This window comes from Streptomyces sp. S3(2020) (genome assembly GCF_013044505.1).
GTDB lineage: Bacteria > Actinomycetota > Actinomycetes > Streptomycetales > Streptomycetaceae > Streptomyces.
This window is the reverse complement of sequence record NZ_JABERD010000162.1, coordinates 1-22,010: the sequence shown is the minus strand read 5'-3', so window position 1 is coordinate 22,010 and position 22,010 is coordinate 1. Positions and strand designations below refer to the sequence as shown.

The 22,010-nt window shown below is 70.8% G+C and carries 19 protein-coding genes; 10 read left to right on the top strand and 9 right to left on the bottom strand.

Annotation, left to right across the window (positions count from 1 at the left end; all coding sequences use genetic code 11):
• Positions 1 to 437: 437 nt before the first annotated feature.
• Genes HLK59_RS35915 through HLK59_RS35905 form a run of 3 tightly spaced genes read right to left on the bottom strand, consistent with a single transcriptional unit; the run spans position 438 to position 3,520 of the window.
• Entirely contained in the window at positions 438 to 2,447 is a 2,010-nt protein-coding gene (locus HLK59_RS35915; protein ID WP_171145806.1) for an FtsX-like permease family protein, read from the bottom strand.
• An 18-nt stretch (positions 2,448 to 2,465) separates the two neighbouring features.
• The gene (locus HLK59_RS35910) at positions 2,466 to 3,149 is read right to left on the bottom strand and encodes an ABC transporter ATP-binding protein (RefSeq protein WP_171145805.1); all 684 of its coding nucleotides are present in this window, start codon (positions 3,147 to 3,149) and stop codon (positions 2,466 to 2,468) included.
• A complete protein-coding gene (locus HLK59_RS35905; RefSeq protein ID WP_171145807.1) occupies positions 3,146 to 3,520 on the bottom strand; it encodes a DUF4333 domain-containing protein in 375 nt (124 codons plus the stop codon). Before HLK59_RS35905 ends, HLK59_RS35910 begins: the two co-directional genes overlap by 4 nt.
• Before the next feature lie 193 nt (positions 3,521 to 3,713).
• Between HLK59_RS35905 and HLK59_RS35900 the strand changes: the two genes are divergently transcribed.
• The 7 genes from HLK59_RS35900 to HLK59_RS35870 are packed head-to-tail and all read left to right on the top strand — an operon-like array spanning position 3,714 to position 10,623.
• A complete protein-coding gene (locus HLK59_RS35900) occupies positions 3,714 to 4,373 on the top strand; it encodes an XRE family transcriptional regulator (protein ID WP_171145804.1) in 660 nt (219 codons plus the stop codon).
• A 52-nt stretch (positions 4,374 to 4,425) separates the two neighbouring features.
• Positions 4,426 to 5,751 carry a M24 family metallopeptidase gene (locus tag HLK59_RS35895; protein WP_171145803.1) on the top strand — a complete coding sequence of 442 codons (1,326 nt, stop codon included), beginning with the start codon at positions 4,426 to 4,428 and terminating at the stop codon, positions 5,749 to 5,751.
• On the top strand, positions 5,751 to 6,728 hold the full coding sequence (locus HLK59_RS35890) for a thiamine pyrophosphate-dependent dehydrogenase E1 component subunit alpha (RefSeq protein WP_171145802.1): 978 nt from the start codon (positions 5,751 to 5,753) through the stop codon (positions 6,726 to 6,728). Before HLK59_RS35895 ends, HLK59_RS35890 begins: the two co-directional genes overlap by 1 nt.
• Positions 6,716 to 7,696: a pyruvate dehydrogenase complex E1 component subunit beta gene (locus HLK59_RS35885; RefSeq protein ID WP_171145801.1), complete on the top strand. Its 981-nt coding sequence runs from the start codon at positions 6,716 to 6,718 to the stop codon at positions 7,694 to 7,696. The genes HLK59_RS35890 and HLK59_RS35885 overlap by 13 nt, the downstream gene beginning before the upstream one ends.
• Before the next feature lie 22 nt (positions 7,697 to 7,718).
• Positions 7,719 to 9,062 (top strand): amidohydrolase family protein, encoded by a 1,344-nt coding sequence (locus tag HLK59_RS35880; protein WP_171145800.1) that lies wholly within the window; start codon positions 7,719 to 7,721, stop codon positions 9,060 to 9,062.
• A complete protein-coding gene (locus HLK59_RS35875) occupies positions 9,059 to 9,934 on the top strand; it encodes a cupin domain-containing protein (RefSeq protein WP_171145799.1) in 876 nt (291 codons plus the stop codon). Before HLK59_RS35880 ends, HLK59_RS35875 begins: the two co-directional genes overlap by 4 nt.
• On the top strand, positions 9,931 to 10,623 hold the full coding sequence (locus HLK59_RS35870; protein ID WP_171145798.1) for an SDR family oxidoreductase: 693 nt from the start codon (positions 9,931 to 9,933) through the stop codon (positions 10,621 to 10,623). Before HLK59_RS35875 ends, HLK59_RS35870 begins: the two co-directional genes overlap by 4 nt.
• On the opposite strand, the gene HLK59_RS35865 is transcribed toward HLK59_RS35870, so the two are convergent.
• Together HLK59_RS35865 and HLK59_RS35860 are read right to left on the bottom strand one after the other, a co-directional pair.
• A complete protein-coding gene (locus tag HLK59_RS35865) occupies positions 10,620 to 11,438 on the bottom strand; it encodes an SAM-dependent methyltransferase (protein ID WP_171145797.1) in 819 nt (272 codons plus the stop codon). The genes HLK59_RS35870 and HLK59_RS35865 overlap by 4 nt on opposite strands.
• 182 nt (positions 11,439 to 11,620) lie before the next feature.
• Positions 11,621 to 12,418: an alpha/beta hydrolase gene (locus tag HLK59_RS35860; RefSeq protein ID WP_171145796.1), complete on the bottom strand. Its 798-nt coding sequence runs from the start codon at positions 12,416 to 12,418 to the stop codon at positions 11,621 to 11,623.
• A gap of 122 nt (positions 12,419 to 12,540) precedes the next feature.
• On the opposite strand from HLK59_RS35860, the gene HLK59_RS35855 reads away from it, so the two are divergent.
• Together HLK59_RS35855 and HLK59_RS35850 are read left to right on the top strand one after the other, a co-directional pair.
• Positions 12,541 to 13,728: a thiolase family protein gene (locus HLK59_RS35855; protein WP_171145795.1), complete on the top strand. Its 1,188-nt coding sequence runs from the start codon at positions 12,541 to 12,543 to the stop codon at positions 13,726 to 13,728.
• 70 nt (positions 13,729 to 13,798) lie between these two features.
• Positions 13,799 to 14,572 carry a sulfite exporter TauE/SafE family protein gene (locus HLK59_RS35850; RefSeq protein WP_171145794.1) on the top strand — a complete coding sequence of 258 codons (774 nt, stop codon included), beginning with the start codon at positions 13,799 to 13,801 and terminating at the stop codon, positions 14,570 to 14,572.
• Here the strand turns inward: HLK59_RS35850 and HLK59_RS35845 are convergent.
• Complete coding sequence (locus HLK59_RS35845) at positions 14,558 to 15,361, bottom strand: TIGR01458 family HAD-type hydrolase (protein ID WP_171145793.1); 804 nt, start codon at positions 15,359 to 15,361, stop codon at positions 14,558 to 14,560. The genes HLK59_RS35850 and HLK59_RS35845 overlap by 15 nt on opposite strands.
• A gap of 67 nt (positions 15,362 to 15,428) precedes the next feature.
• Entirely contained in the window at positions 15,429 to 18,002 is a 2,574-nt protein-coding gene (locus HLK59_RS35840) for a hypothetical protein (RefSeq protein ID WP_171145792.1), read from the bottom strand.
• 101 nt (positions 18,003 to 18,103) lie between these two features.
• Between HLK59_RS35840 and HLK59_RS35835 the strand changes: the two genes are divergently transcribed.
• Complete coding sequence (locus tag HLK59_RS35835) at positions 18,104 to 18,850, top strand: cobalt-precorrin-6A reductase (protein ID WP_171145791.1); 747 nt, start codon at positions 18,104 to 18,106, stop codon at positions 18,848 to 18,850.
• Between the two features lie 167 nt (positions 18,851 to 19,017).
• On the opposite strand, the gene HLK59_RS35830 is transcribed toward HLK59_RS35835, so the two are convergent.
• Both HLK59_RS35830 and cobF read right to left on the bottom strand, forming a co-directional pair.
• Positions 19,018 to 21,090, bottom strand: a complete 2,073-nt coding sequence (locus HLK59_RS35830; protein WP_171145790.1) for an MDR family MFS transporter — start codon at positions 21,088 to 21,090, stop codon at positions 19,018 to 19,020.
• 59 nt (positions 21,091 to 21,149) lie between these two features.
• Positions 21,150 to 21,923 carry a precorrin-6A synthase (deacetylating) gene (gene cobF, locus HLK59_RS35825; protein WP_171145789.1) on the bottom strand — a complete coding sequence of 258 codons (774 nt, stop codon included), beginning with the start codon at positions 21,921 to 21,923 and terminating at the stop codon, positions 21,150 to 21,152.
• Positions 21,924 to 22,010: the final 87 nt, after the last annotated feature.

Genomic DNA, 22,010 nt, shown 5'->3' with positions numbered 1-22,010 from the left:
TTGCTGTTGGCTGTGGGGTGAGGGTGTCCAGCTGTTAGGTACACACGTTGTTGTCTCTTCTTCTGCTGATCAACGGATGGATACGACATGCGCTGTCTTCAGTGTTTTTTTTTAATTATACGGCGACATCGGATAACTACACGATCCCCTTCGTCGGCAGCGTCAGATGTGGAAAAGAGACAGGGGCGGGGGCGGTCATGGCTCGATCATGCCTCACGGACACGGTTGGCCGGACGGCCCGCCGCGGTCGTGGTGGCGGGCCGTGCGGGGGGTGGTCGGATCCGTCCGCGCTGTCCCGGACCGACCGTCCGTGTCGGCGGCATCGGCGGCATCGGCAGCATCGCGGGCGGTCGCGGGCAACGGCCGGAGCGGTGGCCGGTGTGGGGGTGGTTGGGTGCGGTCGTGGACGTGGCGCGGCCCGTGTGGGGGTGGGCGGTTCAGTCCGCCGTCTGCGCCGGATCGGCCGTCACCCTCCGCAGCAGGGGCCGGCTGGCGCTGATCGCGGCGAACATCGCCAGCGCGCCCAGCAGCGCGCAGGCGGCCAGTTGCAGGAGGCCGGTCGTGTCGATCGTGGTGCCGAACGCCTCGTTGAGCTTGCCGGCGCCGTACACGCCCATCGCGGTGGTGCCGCCCGCCAGGACCACCAGCGGGACGACCGTCTCGCGGACCCGGGCCCGGTCCAGCACCCTCAGCGGGGTGCCGGCCAGCCGCAGCAGGCCGTACACGCGGCGCCGGTCCAGGACGTTCGCGGCGGCGGTCAGACCCGCCGAGGCGGTCGCCACGACGAAGCTCAGGGCCAGGGTCGCGATGCTGACCTGGGCGATCCGCCCGGTGACGACACTGTCGGTCGCGCCGGCGTAGTCGCTGGAGTACGGCGGTGTGCCCGGGGCGAGCGGGGTGAGCACGGTGACGGCGGTGTCGATACGATCCGTGCCGCCGGAGACCTGAGCGATCACCCCCGGAGAACCCCCCAGCAGGCTGTCGAAGTCGTCCTCCCGGCCGACGGTGACCGTCGCGGTGACACCGGCCCGGTGCAGGAGGGTACGGGCCTGCGCGGCGGCATGCCGGGCGGTGCCGGCGTCGGCGGTGACCACGGCGACCTGGTCCCGGTACTGCCCGGTGTCGCCGCCCAGCATGCTGACGGAGAAGAACCCGGCCGCGAACCCGGCCAGCACCAGGCCGCTGACCGTACGCCAAGCGCTCCGCGGATCGTCGCTGAGCCGGCGCGTGGCCAGCAGGGTCGCCGGACGGCGGGCGAAACGGCCCAGCAGTCTGCCCAGACGGTCCACGACCCACGGACCGAACAGCCAGAACGTGCCGTAGAACAGCAGCAGAAGGGTCAGGAGCTGCCGCTTGTCCAGCTGACCGCCACCGCTGGACGTCCAGATGTAGCCGAGGGCACCCACGAACAGCACGAGGCGGATCATCCGGGTGCGCCTCGGATTCGCCTCCTGGGCCACGCCGAGCGGCGAGGTCGCCACCTGGCGCAGCATCGACACCGCACTGACGGTGAGCAGGGCGGTGACACCCAGCACGACGGCCGCGAACCAGTCGGTGCCGACCCAGAGTTGGCCGGTGTACCAGCCGCCGATGCCGTACGGGATGTGCGCGAGGGCGGGCAGCAGGGCCGCGTAGGCGAGCGCGCCGGTGAGGGCGCCGGCCAGGCCGACGGCGGCCGCCTCCAGGGCGGTCATCGCGATGATCTGGCGCGGTGTCGCCCCGGCCAGCCGCAGGGCGGCGAGCCGCTGTTCGCGCCGGGCCGCGCCGAGCCGCCCGGCCGCGGAGGCCAGCACGACCACGGGCATCCCCAGGAGCACGACCCCGAGCAGGGCCGCCGCCTGGTCGGAGTCGGTGAACAGACTCCGCCGGGTGCCGGAGAACCCGGAGACCTCGGCGCGCGCGGCCTGCCCGATGTCGTACCAGGTGGCGCCGCCCTCGGCGGCCGAGGACACCGCGGCGGCGCCCGGCGCCCGCCCGACCACGGCGACCAGCTCGTCCGGCGAGGCGAGACCGGCGGCGCCGATCGTGCCGTAGGACGCCGACTTCGGGAAACGACCGGCGAGTTGGCCGGCCGGCAGCCTGTGCAGGAGTTCGGCCAAGGCAGGGGAGACGTACACCTCGCCCTGCTTCGGGAAGACTTCGAGGCCGGGCGGGGCGGGGGTGCGGGCGCGGTCGGGCAGTTGGGCCAGTGAGACGACCGTGACGGGCTCGTGGCGGACGTATGTCGTGGCGAGTGCCTGGACGGCCGTGCCGTGCTCGACGGGGTCGGGTGTGCGCCAGGCCGTGCGGTCGGCGCGGACGGCGGAACCGGTCGTGGCGGCGATCATGACCAGCATGACGAACGCGCCGACGGCGGCGGCACCGGCCGCGAGCAGCTGGCTCTGCAGGCCGCGGCGGCCGGAGGACCGGGCGAGATGCCAGGTCAGGGGCAGGACGGGGGAGCGCATCACATCTCCGGGAGGGGCTCAGGCGACCGTGAACTGGCTGTAGTTGCTGATCCGGCCGTCGCGGACGTGCAGGACCCGGTCGCAGTGGGCGGCGATGTCGGCGTCATGGGTGACCATGACGAGGGCGGCGCCCTGCTCACGGGTGACGGAGGTGAGCAGCCGGATCACCTCGGTGCTGGTGGCCTGGTCGAGGGCGCCCGTCGGCTCGTCGGCGAAGACCACGTCCGGTTCGACGGCCAGGGCGCGGGCGATGGCCACCCGCTGGGCCTGTCCGCCGGACAGCTGGCCGGGCCTGCGGTGCTCCAGGCCGTCGAGGCCGAGCGGGGCGAACCAGCGGCGGGCGCGCTCCACGGCCTGCTTGCGGGGGAGGCCCTCCAGCATCAGCGGCAGGGCGACGTTCTCGTCGGCGGGCAGTTCCGGCAGCAGCTGGCCGGACTGGAAGACGAACCCGAACCGCTTGCGGCGCAGGGCGCTGAGCCGGTTCTCGCCCAGCTTGTCGATCTGTTCGCCGCGCAGCAGGACCTGGCCGCCGTCGGGGCGGACGATTCCGGCGAGGGTGTGCAGCAGGGTGGACTTGCCGGAGCCCGACGGGCCCATGATGGCGAGGGAGTCCCGCTCGCCGACCGCCACGTCGACGCCGGCGAGGGCGGTGGTGGAGCCGTACTTCTTCACGAGGCCGAGACCGGCCAGAACAGTGCTCATGAACGGTCGAACCTCCAGGTGACGGAGTCGCTCGTGGTGCTGACCACGGAGACGGGGATGTCGATGGCCGTGCCTCCCCGGGTCGTGCCGGTGCAGGTGACGGTGGCGCCCGCGACCGCCTTCAGAGCGGTGGGGCAGGTGACGCCGGTGACCTTCTCGCCGACCCACGGCAGTGGGTGGTACTTGCTCTGGGTGCGGCCCGCGACGATCCGCGCCGACAGGGCCTTGTGACCGTCGACGGTCGCCGAGCTGTAGCTGTCGAGACCTGTCGTCGACTCCGTCCCGGAGAGCAGATAGGTGCCGAGTCCGCCGACGGCCACGACCGCGGTGGCGCCCCCGATGGCACCGATGAGGAACTTGTTGCGCTGCATCGTGAACTCCTGCGGGAGGGAGGGGAGGAAGTGGCTCCAGCCTCGCCCGTGGGCCCGTGCGCGTGCCTCGGCCATACGGCCATGAACGCGGCGGACGGGGGTCGGTCTTTCGGCCGATCCGACGGGCCGTTGCACGGCCCCTGCCTGCGGTGCTGGCCGCGCGACGGCTTCCGGATGTTCAATGGAGCTGCACATGTCCGCCTCGGGAGAGGAGCCGCCCGTGTCCCGTGTCGCCGCGCCGCTCGTCGGGGCGCGCATCCGGCGGGCGCGCCTGGAGAGCGGGCTCAGCCTGCGGGCGCTCGCGCGTGAGGTCGGGGTCTCCGCGAGTCTGGTGTCGCAGATCGAGACCGGCAAGAGCCAGCCGTCGGTGAGCACGCTGTACGCGATCACGACGGCACTCGGCATCTCCGTCGAGTCGCTCTTCGAGGCGCGGGAGCCCGCCACGGCGACGGTCGGCGGCGCCGCGCTGCACGCCATGGCCGCCTTCGCCGCCGACCCCGGCCGCCGCATAGGACCCCTGGTCACCCCCGGTGAGCGGGAGGTCCTGGAGCTGGACTCGGGTGTCGTGTGGGAGCGGCTGGGGCACGTCCCCGGCACGGACGCCGACTTCCTCCTCGTGACCTACCGGCCGGGGGGCTCCTCCGCCTCCTCGGGCGGTCTGATGCGGCACGCGGGCACGGAGTACGGCTGTCTCACCTCCGGTGAACTCGTCCTCACCCTCGGTTTCGAGGAACGCGTCCTGCACGCCGGTGACGCCGTGTGCTTCGAGTCGACGACCCCGCACCGGTACCGCAACGACGGTGCCGAACCGGCCGTGGGGGTCTGGTTCGTCGTCGGCCGGAGTGTTCAGTAGCACTTGACACTTCCGGGTCGCGGTCGTTGACTCGAAGGTGGGGGTGGTCGCCATGGCGATCCGCACATTCGGACCCAACGCCGTCGACTGGGAAGAGCGCGTCGACCTGGACCGGCTCCGCAGGCAACGGCTGGCCCGGCTGCACGAGAGCCTGAACCGCTCCTCCCTCGGCGCGGTGCTCAGCTTCGACTTCGCCAACATCCGCTACATGACCGCCACACACATCGGCACCTGGGCGATGGACAAGCTGATCCGCTTCGCCCTGCTGGTGCGCGGCGGTGAACCGGTCGTCTGGGACTTCGGCTCCGCGGCCCGCCACCACCAGCTGTACAACCCGTGGCTGGACTACAGCGACGGCAAGGGCGGCCCGCCCACCGGCGCCCGCGCCGGCATCTCCACCCTCCGCGGCGCCTTCCATCCGGACGCCGGGATCGCCGAGGACGTCGCCGCGAAGATCGCCACCGAGCTGCGCGAACACGGCCTGGCGGACGAGCCGTTGGGCATCGACGTCGCCGAGATGCCGATCCTCGCCGCGCTGCGGGCCGAGGGCATCGACGTCGTCGACGGCCAGCAGGTCTTCCTGGAGGCCCGCCGCATCAAGACCCGCGACGAGATCTCCCTGCTCGCCCAGGCCTGCGCGATGGTCGACGCCGCGTACGAGGAGCTGTACGGCTTTCTGCGGCCCGGTGTACGCGAGAACGAGTGCGTGGGGCTGGTCAGCAAGGTCCTCTACGACCTCGGCAGCGAGTACGTCGAAGGCGTCAACGCCATTTCCGGGGAACGCTGTTCACCCCACCCGCACGTCTACAGCGACCGGCTGATCCGCCCCGGCGACCCCGCCTTCTTCGACATCCTGCACAGCCACCTCGGCTACCGCACCTGCTACTACCGCACCTTCGCCGTGGGCAGCGCGTCCGGCGCCCAGCGCGACGCGTACGTCCGCTGCCGGGAGTACATGGACGAGGCGATCGCGCTCGTCCGCCCCGGCGCCACCACCGCCGACATCGTCCGGGTCTGGCCGCGCGCCGAGGAGTTCGGCTTCGCCGACGAGACCGCCGCCTTCGCGCTCCAGTACGGCCACGGGGTCGGGCTGTCCATCTGGGAGAAGCCCATCTTCAGCCGTCTGGTCTCCCTCGACCACCCCGAAGTCCTCGAAGAGGGCATGGTGTTCGCCCTGGAGACCTACTGGCCGGCCGCCGACGGCTGGTCCGCGGCCCGAATCGAGGAGGAACTCGTCGTCACCGCCGACGGCTGCGAGGTCATCACCAAGTTCCCGGCGGAGGAACTGCTCGTGGCGGGCCGCAAGTACTGGACGGTCGGCGGCGAGCTCAACACCCGGCGGGAGTCGCAGTCCCATCTCAACACCGGGGAACGCTGATGGAGGCGCCCGAACTCCTCGCCCTGTACGAGCAGATGGTCGTCGTCCGCCGTACCGAGAAGGCCGCCCACGACCTGTTCCTCCAGGGCCTCGTCAAGGGCACCACCCACCTCGCCGCCGGCCACGAGGCGATCGCCGTCGGCGCGAGCGCCGCCCTGCGCCCCGACGACTACGTCTTCGCCACCTACCGCGGCCACCATCACGCCATGGCCAGGGGCGCCACCCCCGAGGAGTGCCTGGCCGAACTCATGAGCCGCGCCACGGGGTTGTGCGGAGCCAAGGGCGGCTCCATGCACCTGACCAAGGCGGCCACGGGCATGCTCGGCTCCTACGCCATCGTCGGCGCCCACCTCCCGATGGCGGCCGGCGCCGCCTGGTCGGCGCGGCTGCGCGGCACCGACCAGATCGCGGTGGCCTTCTTCGGCGACGGCGCGACCAACATCGGAGCCTTCCACGAGGCGCTCAACCTGGCCGCCGTGTGGAAGCTGCCCGTGCTGTTCGTCTGCGAGAACAACCTGTACATGGAGTACACGCCGATCGCCGACGTCACCGCGGTCGCCCGGCCCGCCGCCGACCGGGCGCCCGCCTACAACATCCCGGGCGAGAGCGTCGACGGCAACGACGTCGTCGCGGTCCGGGACGCGGTCGCCGCTCTGGCACGGCGGGCCCGGGCAGGAGACGGGCCCGCTCTGCTGGAGGCCGCGACCTACCGGCACTTCGGCCACAGCAGGTCCGACCCGGCGACCTACCGTCCGGCCGAGGAGGTCGAACGCTGGCTGAAACACGATCCGTTGGACATCGCGCGGGGGCGGCTGACCGAGCTTGGAGTTCCGGAGGATGCGGTCACCGCCGCCGACGAGCGGGCCCTGGACGTCGTACAGAAGGCGGTCGAGGCCGCGAGGAACGCGCCCGCGCCCGATCCGGACGCGGCGCTGACCGACGTGTGGGCCGACGGGGGTGGCGCATGGCGGACGTGATCAGCTACCGGGAGGCGGTCGCCGAGGGCATCGCGCGCGAGATGCGCCGGGACGCGGCCGTGGTGTGCCTGGGGGAGGACATCGGGGCGGCCGGCGGGGTGTTCAAGACGACCGCCGGGCTGTTCGAGGAGTTCGGGCCCCGACGGGTGTGGGACACGCCGATCTCCGAACAGGCCATCGTGGGCGCGGCGATGGGCGCGGCCATGACCGGGATGCGGCCCGTCGCGGAGATCATGTTCTCGGACTTTTTGGCCTGTTGTTGGGACTACCTCGCCAACGAGATACCCAAGGTGCGTTACATGACGGGCGGTCAGGTCACCGTGCCCCTCGTCGTTCGCACCGCCAACGGCGGCGGGCTCGGTTTCGGTGCCCAGCACTCGCAGGCCACCGAGAACTGGGCGCTCACCGTCCCCGGCCTGAAGATCGCGGCACCGGCGACGCCGGCCGACGTGATCGGCATGATGGCGGCGGCGATCCGCAGCGACGACCCCGTGGTCTTCTTCGAGCACAAGGGGCTGCTGGCATCGAAGGGACCGCCGCCGCCCCCGGACCACGTGGTCGAGCTGGGGCGCGCGGCCGTCGTGCGCGAGGGCGCCGACGTGACCCTCGTCGCCCTCGCCGCGATGGTGCCGGTGGCGCTGCGGGCGGCCGCCCGGCTCGCGGAGGACGGTATCGAGGCCGAGGTCGTCGATCTGCGCTGTCTGGTGCCGCTGGACATGAGCACCGTGCTCGCCTCGCTGGCCCGGACCTCGCGGCTCGTCACCGTCGAGGAGAACCCGTACCAGGGCGGCTGGGGCGCCACCGTCGTCTCGGTCGTCGCCGACGAGGGGTTCGGCCTGCTGGACGCGCCCGTGCGGAGGGTGGCGGGGGAGTGCGTCCCGCTGCCGTTCGCCGACGCGCTGGAGGAACGGGTCATCCCCACCGTCGACAAGGTCGTGACGACCGTCCGCGACCTCACCGCGTACTGAACACCCCGAAGGAGGAAGGGCGATGACCGTTCGGACACTCCTGCGCGCAGGTCACGTGATCTCGATGGACCCCGACATCGGGGACCTCCCCCGAGCCGACGTCCTCATCGAGGACGGGAAGATCGCGGCCGTACGGCCGGAGATCAGCGCCGACGCCGAAGTCCTCGACATGACGGGCCGGATCGTGATCCCCGGCTTCGTCGACACCCACCGTCACACCTGGGAGGCCTCGATCCGCGGGGTCGCGCCCGACGCCACCCTCGACGACTACTTCGTCGACATCCTCGACACCTTCGCGCCCCTCTACACCCCCGAGGACGTGTACGCGGCCAACCTGGCGGGCGCCCTCGAGTGCCTCAACGCCGGCATCACCACGCTCGTGGACTGGTCGCACATCAACAACACCCCCGAGCACCCCGACGCCGCGATCCAGGCCCTCGCCGAGACCGGCATCCGCGCCCAGTACGCCTACGGCAGCGCCAACACCTCCCTCGCCGACTACTGGTTCGAGAGCAAGATCGCGATCCCGGGAGACGACGTACGCCGCATCCGCGACACGCACTTCGCCTCCGACGACTCCCTGTTCACCATGGCCCTCGCCACCCGAGGCCCCGGCTTCTGCGTGAACGACGTCGTCACCGCGGAGTGGGGCCTGGCACGGGAGTTGGGTATCCCGATCACGGTCCACGTCGGCATGGGGCGGCTGGCGGGCCGCTTCGGCATGGCCAAACAACTCCACGACCTGGGGCTCCTCGGCCCGGACACCACCTACATCCACTGCTGCTACTTCAGCGAGGAGGAGTGGCGGATGGTCGCCGACAGCGGCGGTACGGTGTCCATCGCGCCGCAGGTCGAGACGCAGATGGGGCACGGCTGGCCGCCGGTGATGAAGGCGATCGAGCACGGACTGCGGCCCTCCCTGAGCGTCGACGTCGTCACCACCGTCCCCGGCGACATGTTCACCCAGATCCGCGCGGCCTTCGGCGCGGAGCGCGCCCGCGTCAACGCGGAGTGCTGGCAGGCCGATGTCCCGGTCCCCGAAACGATGCTGACGGCCCGTCGGATGCTGGAGATCGCCACCCTCAACGGGGCGCACGTGGCGGGTCTGGAGGACCGCACCGGCTCGCTCACCCCCGGCAAGCGGGCGGACGTCGTCGCGATCGACGCCACCGCGCTGAACGTGGCGCCGGTGCATGACGCGGCGGCCGCGGTGACGCTGTCCGCCGACGTCTCCAACGTGGACACGGTGATCGTGGACGGGGTGATCCGCAAGCGGGACGGCCGGTTGACTGCCGACGTGGACCGCGCCCGGCGGCTCGTCGAGGAGTCCCGCGACCGGCTCCTGGCCGCGAAGGCCGCCCGGTGACCGCTCACCTCGTGCGCCGCACCACCGACGTAGTGCCGCCTCCGTACGACGAACACGGCCACCGGCGGCGGGAGTTGGTCGGCGAGGACGACGGCAGCGTCCATACCGGCTTCGGTATCTGCGAGTTGCTGCCGGACGGTGCGATCGGACCCCATGTCCACTCGTACGAGGAGAGCTTCTGTGTGCTCGACGGGACCGTCGTCCTCGATGTGCCCGAAGGGTCCTACCTCCTGGAAGAGGGCGACTACGGGCTGCTGCCGACCGGTGTCCCGCATGCCTGGCGGGGCGCCGGGGACACCGCCGCACGCTGGGCGGACATGCTCGCACCCGTGCCGCGCGCCCGCTACGGCCATGACACCCAGACGGTGCCCGCGCTGCCCCGCCGCACCCCCGTCCGCCTCGACGTCCGCGACCCGCGCACCCGCTCCTTCGGGCACTTCGAGCCCGCCCAGATGGAACCGGGCAAGCAGTCCCAGGACCTGCTCGCGGTGTCGGCGAGCATGCGCACCGCGCTGCTCGTGTACAGCGGGATCACGGTGAAGATGATGGTCGACGGCGACCTGGGCGCGGTCGCCTCGACGATGTTCATGGTGCAGTACGCCCCGGACGGCGTCGCGGGCACGCACGACCACCCCTTCGAGGAGACGTACCTGATCCTCGAAGGCGCCGTGGACGCCACCTTCGACGGCTCGGTGTACCGGCTGGGGCCCGGCGATGTGGCCTGGGCGGGCGCCGGTTGTGTGCACGGGTTCACCAACGCCGGTGCGGGACCGGTGCGTTGGCTGGAGACACAGGCTCCGCAGCCGCCGACGCGCCACTCGTACCGCTTCACGCGGGACTGGGAGTACCTGAGGGAGGCCCTGGAGTCATGAGCAGTGTGCTCGTCGTCGGCGGTACGTCGGGGATCGGCCGCGAGTTCGCCCGCTTCCGGGCGGCACGCGGGGACGAGGTGATCCTGACCGGCCGGGACGTCCACCGTGCCGGCACGGTGGCCAAGGAGACCGGCGCGGTACGGGGCATCGCCCTGGACCTGTCGCGGCCGCGGGAGATCGCGGAGGCGCTGCGGGAGGTCGGTCCCGTCGACCACCTGGTCCTCTCGGGCGTCGCCCGCGACGACAACCGGGTGGGGGAGTACGACATCGAGGCCGCCCTGCGGCTCGTGACGTTGAAGCTCGTCGGCTACACCGAGGTCGTGCACGTCCTGCGGGACCGGCTGCACGACGACAGCGCGATCGTCGTGTTCGGCGGGCAGGCCAAGGAGCGGCCCTACCCGGGCGCGACGACCGTGGCGACCGTCAACGCGGGCGTGCGCGGACTGGTGAACACCCTCGCCGTCGAACTCGCCCCCGTCCGCGTCAACGCCCTCCACCCCGGAGTCGTCGGGGACAGCCCGTACTGGCTGGCCAAACCGGGGGAGGTGCTCGCCGCACTGCGCGCCAGGACGCCCACCGGCCGGCTCGCCACGATGGCGGACGTGGTGGACGCGGTGGACTTCCTGTTGCGCAACCGGTCGGTCAACGCGGTCGAACTCGCCCTGGACGGAGGGTGGTTGCTGGGTTAGCGCTTGATCCCGACGGCTCCGTACAGCGACACCGGTCCCGCTGCGGAGTCCGGGGTCTCGTTCACCGCGAGTTCGGGACGCCAGTCCTTGACCGACACGGTCCCCGGCTCCAGGACGTCGAGTCCCTCGAAGAACCGGCCGAACTCGTCGCGCGTACGGGCCACCAGCGTCACCCCGCCCGCCGCGTAGGCCTCGATGCCCCGCCGTACGTTCTCCGGCTCGAAGTCGGCGGTCATCGCGGACAGCACCAGGGCACTGCCCGGAGCCAGCGCGCCGACCAGTGTGTCCACCAGGTCGTACGCGCCGTCCTCGTCGGCGACGAAGTGCATGAGGGCGATGAGCGACAGGGCGACGGGCCGGTCGAAGTCGAGGATCCGGCCCGCCTGTTCGAGGATCCTGTGCGGCTCGCGCGCGTCGGCCTCGATGTACTCCGTCACGCCCTCCTCGGTGCCGCGCAGCAGGGCGCCGGCGTGGGCGAGGACGATCGGGTCGTTGTCGACGTAGACGACACGGGCGTCCGGGGCGACCTGCTGGGCGATCTGGTGGAGATTGGGCTCGGTGGGGATGCCGGTGCCGATGTCCAGGAACTGGCGGATTCCCGCGGTCCCGGACAGCTGGCGGGTGGCCCGGTTCATGAACCAGCGGTTGGCGCGCGCGGCCCGCGGGGCATCGCCGCTGAGCGAGGCGATCTGGCGGCCGAGGGCCTCGTCGACCGGGTAGTTGTCCTTGCCGCCGAGGTACCAGTCGTAGACGCGGGCCGGGTGCGGCTTGGTCGTGTCGATCCGCTGGACGGCGGCCGGCTCGGTCCCGCTCACGTGTGGCTCCTCTGCTGGCAGGTCAGGGTTGCGAGCAGTCTCGCACGATCATCCGGGCCCGGCGGAGTCGGTCTTCGGCCACCTGATTCCGGTCAACCGCGGTGCCGGTCATACGGATTGAGCACTTGGCGCGGTGCTCCTCACCGCGGTCCCTCCCGTGAACCGGTGCGGACGCGGCAGGATCAGCCGTCGAGGACACCGTCCAGGAAACGGGTGAGGTCGGCGAAGACCTCCGCCCTGTTCGTCTCGTTGAACACCTCGTGCCGGGCGCCCGGGAAGATCCGCTCGGTCAGCGCGCCCCCGTCGAGCTGCTCGACCCCGACACGGCTGCCGGCGAGCGGCACCAGGCGATCGTCGTCGCCGTGCAGCCACAGCAGGGGGAGCCGGCCGATGTCGCCGCCCTTGGCCACGGTCTCCAGCGTGCGCAGGAACGACTCGACCGTCGGCCGCTTCATCGGCCCGTGCCAGACCAGCGGATCCGCCACGTACGCCGCTCCGACCGAGGGGTCGCGGGAGAGCGAGGCCGGGCTGATGGGCGTGTCCGGGATCTCGGCGAGGGCGATCAGCTGCCGGGGCAGCTCCCAGTCGCCGATGACCGGTCCGGACAGGACGAGCGCGGCGAGTTCGGCGCCGTGGCGCTGCGCGAAGCGGGCGGAGATCAGCCCGCCCATGGAGTGTCCGATCAGGACGAGCGGCAGGCCCGGATGGGCGGCTCGGGCGAGGTCGGCCACGGTGTGCACATCGGTGACCACGTCCTCGAAGTCCTCGACCAGCACCCGCTCGCCCGCCGACTTCCCGTGGCCCCGGTGGTCGGGCCCGAAGACGGCCGCGCCGTGCCGATGGAGAATCCCGGCGAGTTCCTCGTACCGTCCGATGTGTTCGCCGTACCCGTGCACCACGAGCGCGACGTAGCGCGGCCGCTCGTGCGGCCACTCCCGTACGACGATTTTGTCGAGGGTGTGCTCACGGGCCTCGGTCATGTTTCCTCCCACTGCGTCGGTGAAGGTCGGTTCCCCGGGTCTCAGGGATCTTCCCAGGGTGCGCGGGGCGGTCTACACTCCGAAACTAGCAGTGCTAATTAATTCGACCGGGGAGTCCAGCCGTGCGTCCCGTCCACTTCGCGGCCGCCCGCCGCACCCCCATCGGCAAGCTGCGCGGAGCCCTGTCCCGGGTACGCCCCGACGACCTCGCCGCGGCCGTGATCCGAGGGCTCGTCGCCGAGGTGCCCGCGCTCGACCCCGCCCGAATCGACGACGTCTACTGGGGCGCCGCCAACCAGGCCGGCGAGGACAACCGCAATGTCGCCCGGATGGCGGCACTGCTCGCGGGCCTGCCCGAGACCGTGCCGGGCGCCACGGTGAACCGGCTGTGCGCCTCGGGACTGGAGGCGGTGACGACGGCCGCCCGCACCATCGCCGCGGGCGAGGCCGACATCGTGCTGGCCGGCGGTTCCGAGTCGATGAGCCGCGCCCCCTTCGTGCTGCCCCGCCCCGACGAGGCCCTGCCGCACCGCATCGAGACGGTGGACACCCGCCTCGGCTGGCGGCTGGTCAACCCGGCGATGAGGGAACTGCACGGACTGCTGTCCATGGGCGAGACGGCCGAAGAGGTCGCCACGCGCCACGGAGTCTCCCGGGAACGCCAGGACGAGTTCGCCCTGCGCAGCCACCGACTCGCCGCCACGGCCCGCAAGAACGGCCACTTCGACGACGAACTCCTGCCCGTGGAGCGGCCGGACGGCGTGGTCGTGGAGGCCGACGAGTGCGTCCGTGAGGACACCTCGTACGAGAAGCTCTCCCGTCTCAAGCCGGTGTTCCGGGAGGGCGGGAGCGTCACGGCGGGCAACGCCTCACCCATGAACGACGGCGCCGCAGGCCTCCTCCTGGTCAGCGAGGAAGCCCTGCACGACCTCGGTCTGGAGTCGCTCGGCCGCTATGTCGCCGGCGCCTCCGCCGGTGTCCACCCCGACGTGATGGGGATCGGCCCCGTCCCCGCCACCCAGAAGGTGCTCGCCCGCGCCGGCTGGACCATCGGCGACATCCAGGAGGCCGAGTTCAACGAGGCCTTCGCCGCCCAGGCCCTCGCCTGCGTGGACCGCCTGGGCATCGACCCGGACCTGGTCAACCCGAGCGGCGGCGCGATCGCGCTCGGCCATCCGCTGGGCTGCTCGGGGGCACGCATCCTCACGACACTGCTGCACCGCATGCGGCGGACGGGGGCGGCGCGGGGCCTGGCGACGATGTGCGTGGGCGTGGGGCAGGGGAGCGCGGTGCTGGTGCGGAGGCACTAGGCACGGGAAGGGCCATCAGGCGAGACGCTCCTTACGCCACCCGTTAGCTGCGCATAGCATCGGGTTCCGCATGAACACGATGACGCTCTGGCACATAACCGGCTGGGAGTTCGCCGCCCTCGCCTTCGCGGCCCTCCTCGTCGGCTTCTCGAAGACCGCCGTGAGCGGGGCCAACACGGTCAGCCTCGCCATCTTCGCCGCGGTCCTGCCCGCCCGCGCCTCGACCGGCGTCCTGCTGCCGATCCTGATCGCCGGGGACGTCCTCGCCGTCCTCACCTACCGGCGCCACGCCCACTGGCCGACCCTGTGGAAGCTGTTCCCGGCGGTCGCGGCGGGCGTGGTCGCCGGCACGCTCTTCCTGATGTGGGCCGACGACGAGATGGTCCGGACGTCGATCGGCGCCATCCTGCTGCTGATGGCGGCCGTGACGGTGTGGCGCCGCCGCGCCGCCGACCAGGCCGACGATCCGGACTCGGTCGCCACGAAAGCGGGCCGGATCAAGGCCCGTTCCTACGGCGTCCTGGGCGGCTTCACCACCATGGTCGCCAACGCCGGCGGCCCGGTCATGTCCCTGTACCTTCTGTCGGCGGGCTTCCGGAAGCTCGGCTTCCTGGGCACCTCCGCCTTCTTCTTCCTGATCGTCAACACCTCCAAGGTGCCCTTCAGCGTGGGCCTCGGACTGATCGACGGTCACTCGCTGCTGCTCGACGCCGCACTCGTGGCGTTCGTCGTGCCCGGCGCGTTCATCGGCAAGTGGGCCGTGAACAGGATCAACCAGCGGCTCTTCGAACAGCTCGTGATCGCGGCGACGATCGTCGGCGGCCTCCAGCTACTGCTCCGCTGACCACGCCCGGAGCAGCGCGGGCAGCTCCGCGAACGAGTCGATCACATGGTCCGGGGTGCCGCTCGCGTCCCGATGCGTCTGCGGCAGGTACTTGCCCGTCCTCACCAGCACGCCCGTGACCCCGGCGGCCTGCGCCGCCAGCACATCCGACTCCACGTCGTCGCCCACCATCACCGCCTCGTCCGCACCGGCCCCCAGCCGCGCCAGCGCCGAGGCGAAGAACGCCCGCGACGGCTTCCCCGTCACCACGGCCTCGGTACGGGCCGCCTTCTCCAGCCCCGCCAGGAACGCACCCGCGTCCAGCTGAAGTCCGTCCCCGGTACGCCAGTACAGATTCCGGTGCATCGCCACCAGCCGTGCGCCGCGCTGGAGATACCCGAACGCCCGGTTCAGCGCCGTGTAGTCGAACTCGGGCCCAGCACCCCCGACGATCACGACGTCCGGGACGGACCCGCTGTCCCAGGCGTCGCTCACGTCCACGTCTCCGAGGTCGTCCCCGATGTCCCCGCTGTTCAGCAGCGCACAGCGCGCCCCGGGGAAATGCTCGGCGACATACGCGGCGGTGACGGCGGGCGCGGTCAGGATGTCCCGCGCGGTCACCGGGAACCCCGCCTCCGCCAGCGTCCCGGCGATCGACGCCCGGGTCCGCGACGTCGTGTTGGTCACCAGCGCGACGGCGAGCCCGGCCGCCCGGATCTCCCGCAACGCCTCGACCGCACCCGGCAACGGCTCCCACGAGACGGTGAGAACCCCGTCGATGTCGATCAGCACGGCGCGCACGGAGTCCATGGCAGGACGATAGCGATCCGTGCGGGGCGGGGGAGCGATCCGGACTCCGGCGTCACGGCCTCACGACTCAGGGGGTGGCGGACGGGCTCGCGGGAGCGGGGCTCTGCGGGGCGGGGACCGGTGGGGACTCGGCCGGACCGGACTGGAGCATCGCCACTGTCGCCGCACCGGCCAGGGCGGTCGCGATCGTGGTGGCCACGGCCACGATCACCGTGGCGGCGGGCGCGGTGACGGTGGACAGTCGCCGAAGATCGCGCAGACCGCTCCATGGCAGTCCGGCCAGCCGGGCCAGTCGTATTTCCCAGGACAAGCCGACGCCGTAGCAGAAGACGACTATTTCCCCGGTGCGCAGGAGCAGGACGGTGAGTGTCTCGCGGGTGGAGTACGGCGCGGAGAGCGGTATGAGGGTGAGCTCGGGGAGGAGTACGGCCATGAGGAAGAATGTCGACTTGGTGACCGGAACATTTCCGGGAAGCCTTGGGTAGAAGTATCCGTAGAATGCCGCGTAGACCACCCAGCGGAGGATGTGCAGTGAAAGCATGACGAGCTGCGCGAAAGAGGTTGCCGGAAATACTGATTCCCAGTTCCGCAGGTCGATGACGACTACGGGTATCGCGAAGATCAGGCCCAGGATCCCGGTTTCCAGCGCATTCTGACGTGGTGTCCGGGCGGCGCTGCTGCCCATCGCGGGGTTGGTCGAGATGAATCGCTTGCTCCTGAGGGGGAGGGCTCTCTCCGCGAAGGCCCGCCACTTCATCTCGAATTCCTTGGCTTCGGATTCCTCCGCGCTCAGCGAGACGTGAGCGGACTTGTGGAAAGCGATCCAGGCCTGTCGGTGGAGGCGGTTCCGTGCCTCTGTCTGCATGAGACGCACATAGGCTCCCGGGGTGAGTCGGGAGAGCCGGAAGGCGAATTCCGCTTTGGTCCGTGGCAAGAGGAACCAGAAGGTGACCATTCCGAGGACGCAGGCGATCACGTCACTGGCCATGAAGGGCACGTTGGCCATCAGGGGACTGATTGACAGGCCGATGAGCAGCACGCCGCACAGGCGGATCGTGTCGTCCCGCATGGCCTCCGCGGCGGTGCCCCGGCGGAAGGCCAGGGCGGCGCACACGGCGGCCACGGCCAGAGCCACCAGTTCGATCAGCCCGAAGGCGACGGATGAGGGCGTGGCGTCGGCCACCGCTTTGAAGAGCGCGTCGTCTCCGCTCCAGGCTAGGTACCTGCTCGTGGGAAAGAGACACAGCGCCGCGGTGAAGGCGGTCAGAGTCACGGCGCCGATCCGCCAGCCGCCGAGACTGCGTGCGCAGAACGCCAGCGCGGCGGCCCAGGAGAGCGAGCAGCCGACAGCCAGGGCGAACGTGGGGCCGGCCGGAAGGGGTGCGTCGGCCAAGGGCGCGAGCCAGAGCCCGGAGAACAACAGGGAGCCGAGGGACGCGCCCGCCCACAGGCTGCGTCTCAGCAGGTCGAAGGTGATGGCCATGGAGGCGACCGAGATGAGTCCGACGGCGGCGAAGAATATGCCGTTCGTTGGGTCGGCGTACCGGACCACCACCGCGAGTACGGTCAGGATTACGGCGGCGAAGGGCGCGAGCGTGCTGTACGTCAGCAGGAGAGAGAACGGTGGGCCGCCCTCGTCGTCCAGTCGACGGTCGACGGCGATGATCAGCAGAGCGGGCAACAGCAGACTCCACCACACGAAGGAGAAGTCGGTCACAAAGGCCGCCGGTGTCCCGTCCCCCAGGAGGGAGCTGTCCGAGGTGCCGAGGAAGAAGCCGGTCGCCGCGCTGGTCACGGTCACTGTGACGGAGACACCCGCGGGGACATGGGGAAACCAGGCGCGCGCGAGCAGAAGGCCGATGGCCGCGGACACGAGGACCAGTGCCAGTTCGTTGCGGAGGGAGTCCTCGGGCTCCTGCTTTGCGGACAAGGCGAGACCGGCACCATCTCCGTCCGGAGCCAGGTAGATGTCGAACCACACGTCCGCGTCCGGTGTGCGGACCTTGACGGAATGCGGTTCCTGGACGTACGGATTCAGCTCGGACACACCGGTGAACGAATAGCCTTCCGCGGTGAAGTCGAAGTCCTTCCTGCCTATCGGTGGTGTGTACTTGCCGCTGCTTTCATAGGAGCACCCGATGCCGATCGAGGTGGCGTCCGTCAGGTCGAGCGTGGTGCGAGGCACCGGGAAGTCCGCGACGACCAGTGAGTCCTGGACGGTGATCCGCGGCGAACCGGGAAAGATCGAGCCGGCTTTGGGGGTGTATATGGCGCATGCCATCGCCGCCGCCCATCCCGACCAACTGGAGGTGACGGCACCGTGCCGCAACTCTGCGGCCAGCGGATCGTCCAGGGGCAGGGTGAAGACTTCCGCACCGCTGACTTCGAGTTGGCCGCTGCCGGTCTTGGTGAAATTCAAAGAATAGGACGAGGAGCGTTTCTCCTGTCCCTCGGTGAACTCCAGCCAGCGGGCCACGTCATCGGGTATTTCTTCGGTACCTGTGAAATCGTCGCCGACGGAGTCGACGGTCCAGTCTTTTTCCGGCTGAACGCAGTAACAGACGAAAATGGCGGACAATATCAACAGCGCCGCCCCCGCCACCCGAAATACGCGAAAGTGTATCCAAGGAAGTCCCTGCACCGACGAAGTGTAGCGGCGGCCGTCTCGAACCGTATAGACAGCGGAAATCGAACGAACCCCCCGTGCCTGCTCTCCCGCACCCCCTTCGTACGCTCTACTCCATGGCCCCCCACGTCCTGATCCTCGGCGGCACCACCGAGGCCCGTGAACTCGCCGCCGCGCTCACCGCACTCCCCGGCATCCGCGTCACCACCTCCCTCGCCGGCCGTGTGACCCGCCCCGGAGCCGTCACCGGGGACGTACGCGTCGGAGGGTTCGGCGGCGTGGAGGGCCTCGCCGACTGGCTGCGGGAGCAGAAGGTGGACGCTCTCGTCGACGCCACGCACCCCTTCGCCGAGACGATCACCGCCAACGCGGCCCGGGCCGCCGCCGCGACCGGCGTACCGGCGGTGGTGCTGCGCCGCCCGGGCTGGCGGCCCGGTTCCGAGGACCGCTGGTACCCGGTCGGTTCACTGGCGGAGGCCGCGGGACTGCTGCCGCTGCTCGGCCCCCGCGTGTTCCTCACCACCGGCCGTCTGGGGCTCGCGGCCTTCGCGCATCTGACCGAACTCCACTTCGTCGTACGCTCCGTGGAACTGCCCGAGCCGCCGATGCCACCGCGCACCGAAGTCCTGCTGGCACGCGGCCCGTTCACCGAGGACGACGAGTCCGCGCTGCTGTCCACGCACTGCATCGACGTCGTGGTGACGAAGGACAGCGGGGGAGCGGCGACGGCCGCCAAACTCGCGGCCGCCCGCCGCCTGGCGCTGCCCGTCGTGGTCGTACGACGTCCCGCTCTGCCCTCGGACGTCGAGGCGGTGCCCGATGTCGCCGGGGTGCTGGAGCGGCTGGGCCTCGGCCGGAGATGACCGAGACCCGCATACGGTCGACGGCGCGCGGCTCCGCCTGAGCAGGTCGAGGTGTTCCAGGCGCGATCCGGTCGCGGCGCGGACAGCGGACCAGCACCGAGCCGCTGAAGTGGACGCGAGGCACGCCGGGAGCATGACGACCGCCCGGTCCGTGCCGCCCCCCGATGTCAGTGGGCGGAGGCCAGTTCCCTGGGCCGTTCCGTCAGTCCGTCGCCCAGGTCCTCCACCAGCAGACGCTTGGAGATCGTGTCGACCGCGGCCCGCAGATCCGTGCCCGCCGGGCGGCCGATGTCCTCCTGCACCCGCTCCTCCAGCCAGGTGGCCCAGGCCTGACCGATGACATGGGCCTCGCGGGCGCCCGCCCCGGTGTGGGAGAAGAGGTTGCCGTCGCGGGTCAGATAGCCCTCGTCGACCATCCGGTCGAAGACCGGCAGGAGCACCTCGGGCGGCATGTGACGGCGGGCGGCCATCAGACCCAGACTGGCGTGGCCCGTCATCCGCGTGAACAGCTCCACCTGCATCACCGCCCAGGCGCCGGCGATGTCCAGACGGGTGTCGGAGGCGGTGAGGATGCGGCGCGCGTCCTCCAGGCGCGTGGTGCCGATGATCTTCCCGACCGCCGCCTCCAGCACCCGCTGCGAGTCCGCCCCGGACGGCTGCCCGAAGCCCTCGCCCATGTCGGTCGAGCCCGCCCGCGCGCTGTCGCGCAGCTGGACCTGTTTGAGGAACAGGGCGACCACGAAGCCCAGCGCCGCGACCGGCACCGTCCACAGGAAGACGGTCTGGATGGTGTCGGCGTAGGCCTCGATGATCGGGGAGGCCACCGCCGAGGGCAGGTCGTGCACACCCTCCGGACTGGTCGCGGCCTTGGCGATGACCGCCGGGTCGAGACCGCTGCCCGTCTGCGCGGCCCGCGCGACCCCCTCCTCCAGGTTGGGCTTCAGCGAGTTGGCGTAGATGGTGCCGAAGACGGCCGTGCCGAACGAACTGCCCAGCGTGCGGAAGAAGGTGACACCGGAGGTCGCGGTGCCCAGATCGGTGTACTCGACGGTGTTCTGCACGGCGATGGTCAGCACCTGCATGCACAGGCCGATTCCGGTGCCGAGCACGAACATGTACAGCGACTCCAGCCAGGCCCCGGTACCCGGCCCCATCAGGGACATCAGATACAGCCCGACGCCCATCACCAGGGAGCCGACGATCGGGAAGATCCGGTACTGGCCGGTCTTGCTGACCACGTTGCCGCTCGCGACGGACGCGATGAGCAGGCCGATGACCATGGGCAGCGTCCGTACCCCGGAGACCGTGGCCGAGTCGCCGTCGACGTACTGGAGATAGCTCGGCAGATAGGTCATCGCGCCGAGCATCGCGAAGCCGACGATGAAGCTGAGGATCGAGCAGACCGTGAACACCGGGTTCCTGAACAGCCGCATCGGCAGCATCGGTTCCGGCGCCCGGGTCTCCACCCAGCAGAACAGACCGAGGGCGATCGCACCGCCGACGAACAGAGCGACGATGACGCCCGAACCCCACGCGTACTCGTTGCCGCCCCAACTCGTCGCCAGGATCAGTGCGCTGGCGCCGGCCGCGACCAGCGCGATGCCGAGATAGTCGATGACCGGCCGGGCGGCCGACTTCACCACGGGAATGGTGCGGGCCGCCGCGAAGACCACGACGATCGCGATCGGGACGTTGACGTAGAACGCCCAGCGCCAGGTCAGATGGTCGGTGAACAGGCCGCCGAGGAGCGGTCCGATGACGGTCGCGACACCGAAGACGGCACCGATGGCGCCCTGGTACTTGCCGCGCTCCCGCAGCGGGATGACATCGGCGATGAGGGCCATCGACGTCACCATCAGACCGCCCGCGCCGATGCCCTGCATCGCCCGCCAGGCGATCAGCAGCGTCATGTTGCCGGCGAGACCGCACAGGAACGAACCGGTGATGAACACGATCGCCGAGACCTGGAAGACCACCTTGCGGCCGAACAGGTCACCGAACTTGCCCACCAGGACCGTCGAGACGGTCTCCGCGAGCAGATAGGAGGTGACCACCCACGACATGTGCTCGGCGCCGCCCAGGTCCGACACGATCGTCGGCAGGGCCGTGCCGACGATCGTCTGGTCGAGGGCGGCCAGCAGCATGCCCAGCATGATCGTCACGAAGACGACATTGCGACGACGCTTGTCCAGCACCGGCGGCTCTGCGGCGGGCGGCGCGGTTTCCTCGGTGACGGTCACGAGGCCACGGTCACACCGGTGGCCCAGCGACGCATGCGGGACGGGGCCGCTCGGGTGGCCTACCGCTCCCCGGGGTTGCGGCGCAGCAGATACGTGTCCATGATCCAGCCCTTGCGCTCCCGGGCCTCGGCGCGCAGCCGCTCGATCCGGGGCGCGGCCTCGGCGATCGGGCCCGAGGCGAGGATCTCGTCCGGGGTGCCGATGTAGGCGCCCCAGTAGATGTGGATGTCCTCGTCCGCGTACTGCCGGAAGGTCTGGTGGGCGTCGAGCATCACGACCACGTCGTCCACTCCCTCGGGGAAGCCCTCGGCGAGCCGCCGTCCGGTGGTGATCTGCACGGGCCGGGCGACCCGGTTCAGACCGGTGCGGTGCCGGGCGACGAGGGCGGAGACACTGCTGATGCCGGGCACGACGTCGTACTCGAAGGTGACGGCTCCCCGGTCGAGGATCTCCTCCAGGATCCCGAGGGTGCTGTCGTACAGCGCGGGGTCGCCCCACACCAGGAACGCACCGCTCTCGTCCTCGCCCAGTTCCTCCGTGATCAGCCGCTCGTAGATCTCGGCACGGGCGCTGCGCCAGTCCCCGACGGCGGGCGAGTACCGCGCGCCCCCCGCTTTGCGGTCCCGCTCCGGATCCCGCGCCTCGACGACCCGGTACGTCCCCTCGGGTATGTGCGCCTCCAGCATGTCCCGGCGCAGATCCGTCAGGTCGCTCTTCACCTCGCCCTTGTCCAGGACGAAGAACACGTCCGTGCTCCGCAGCGCCCTGACCGCCTGGAGGGTGAGCTGGTCGGGGTCGCCCGCGCCGATACCGATGACATGAATCTTTCGCACGGGGTGAGTCTGCCGTACGGCATCGACAGGGAGGGCGGCGCGTCCCGGGGTGGGGCTGTGGCCGGCGTACGGGTGCGGGGCCTGGGC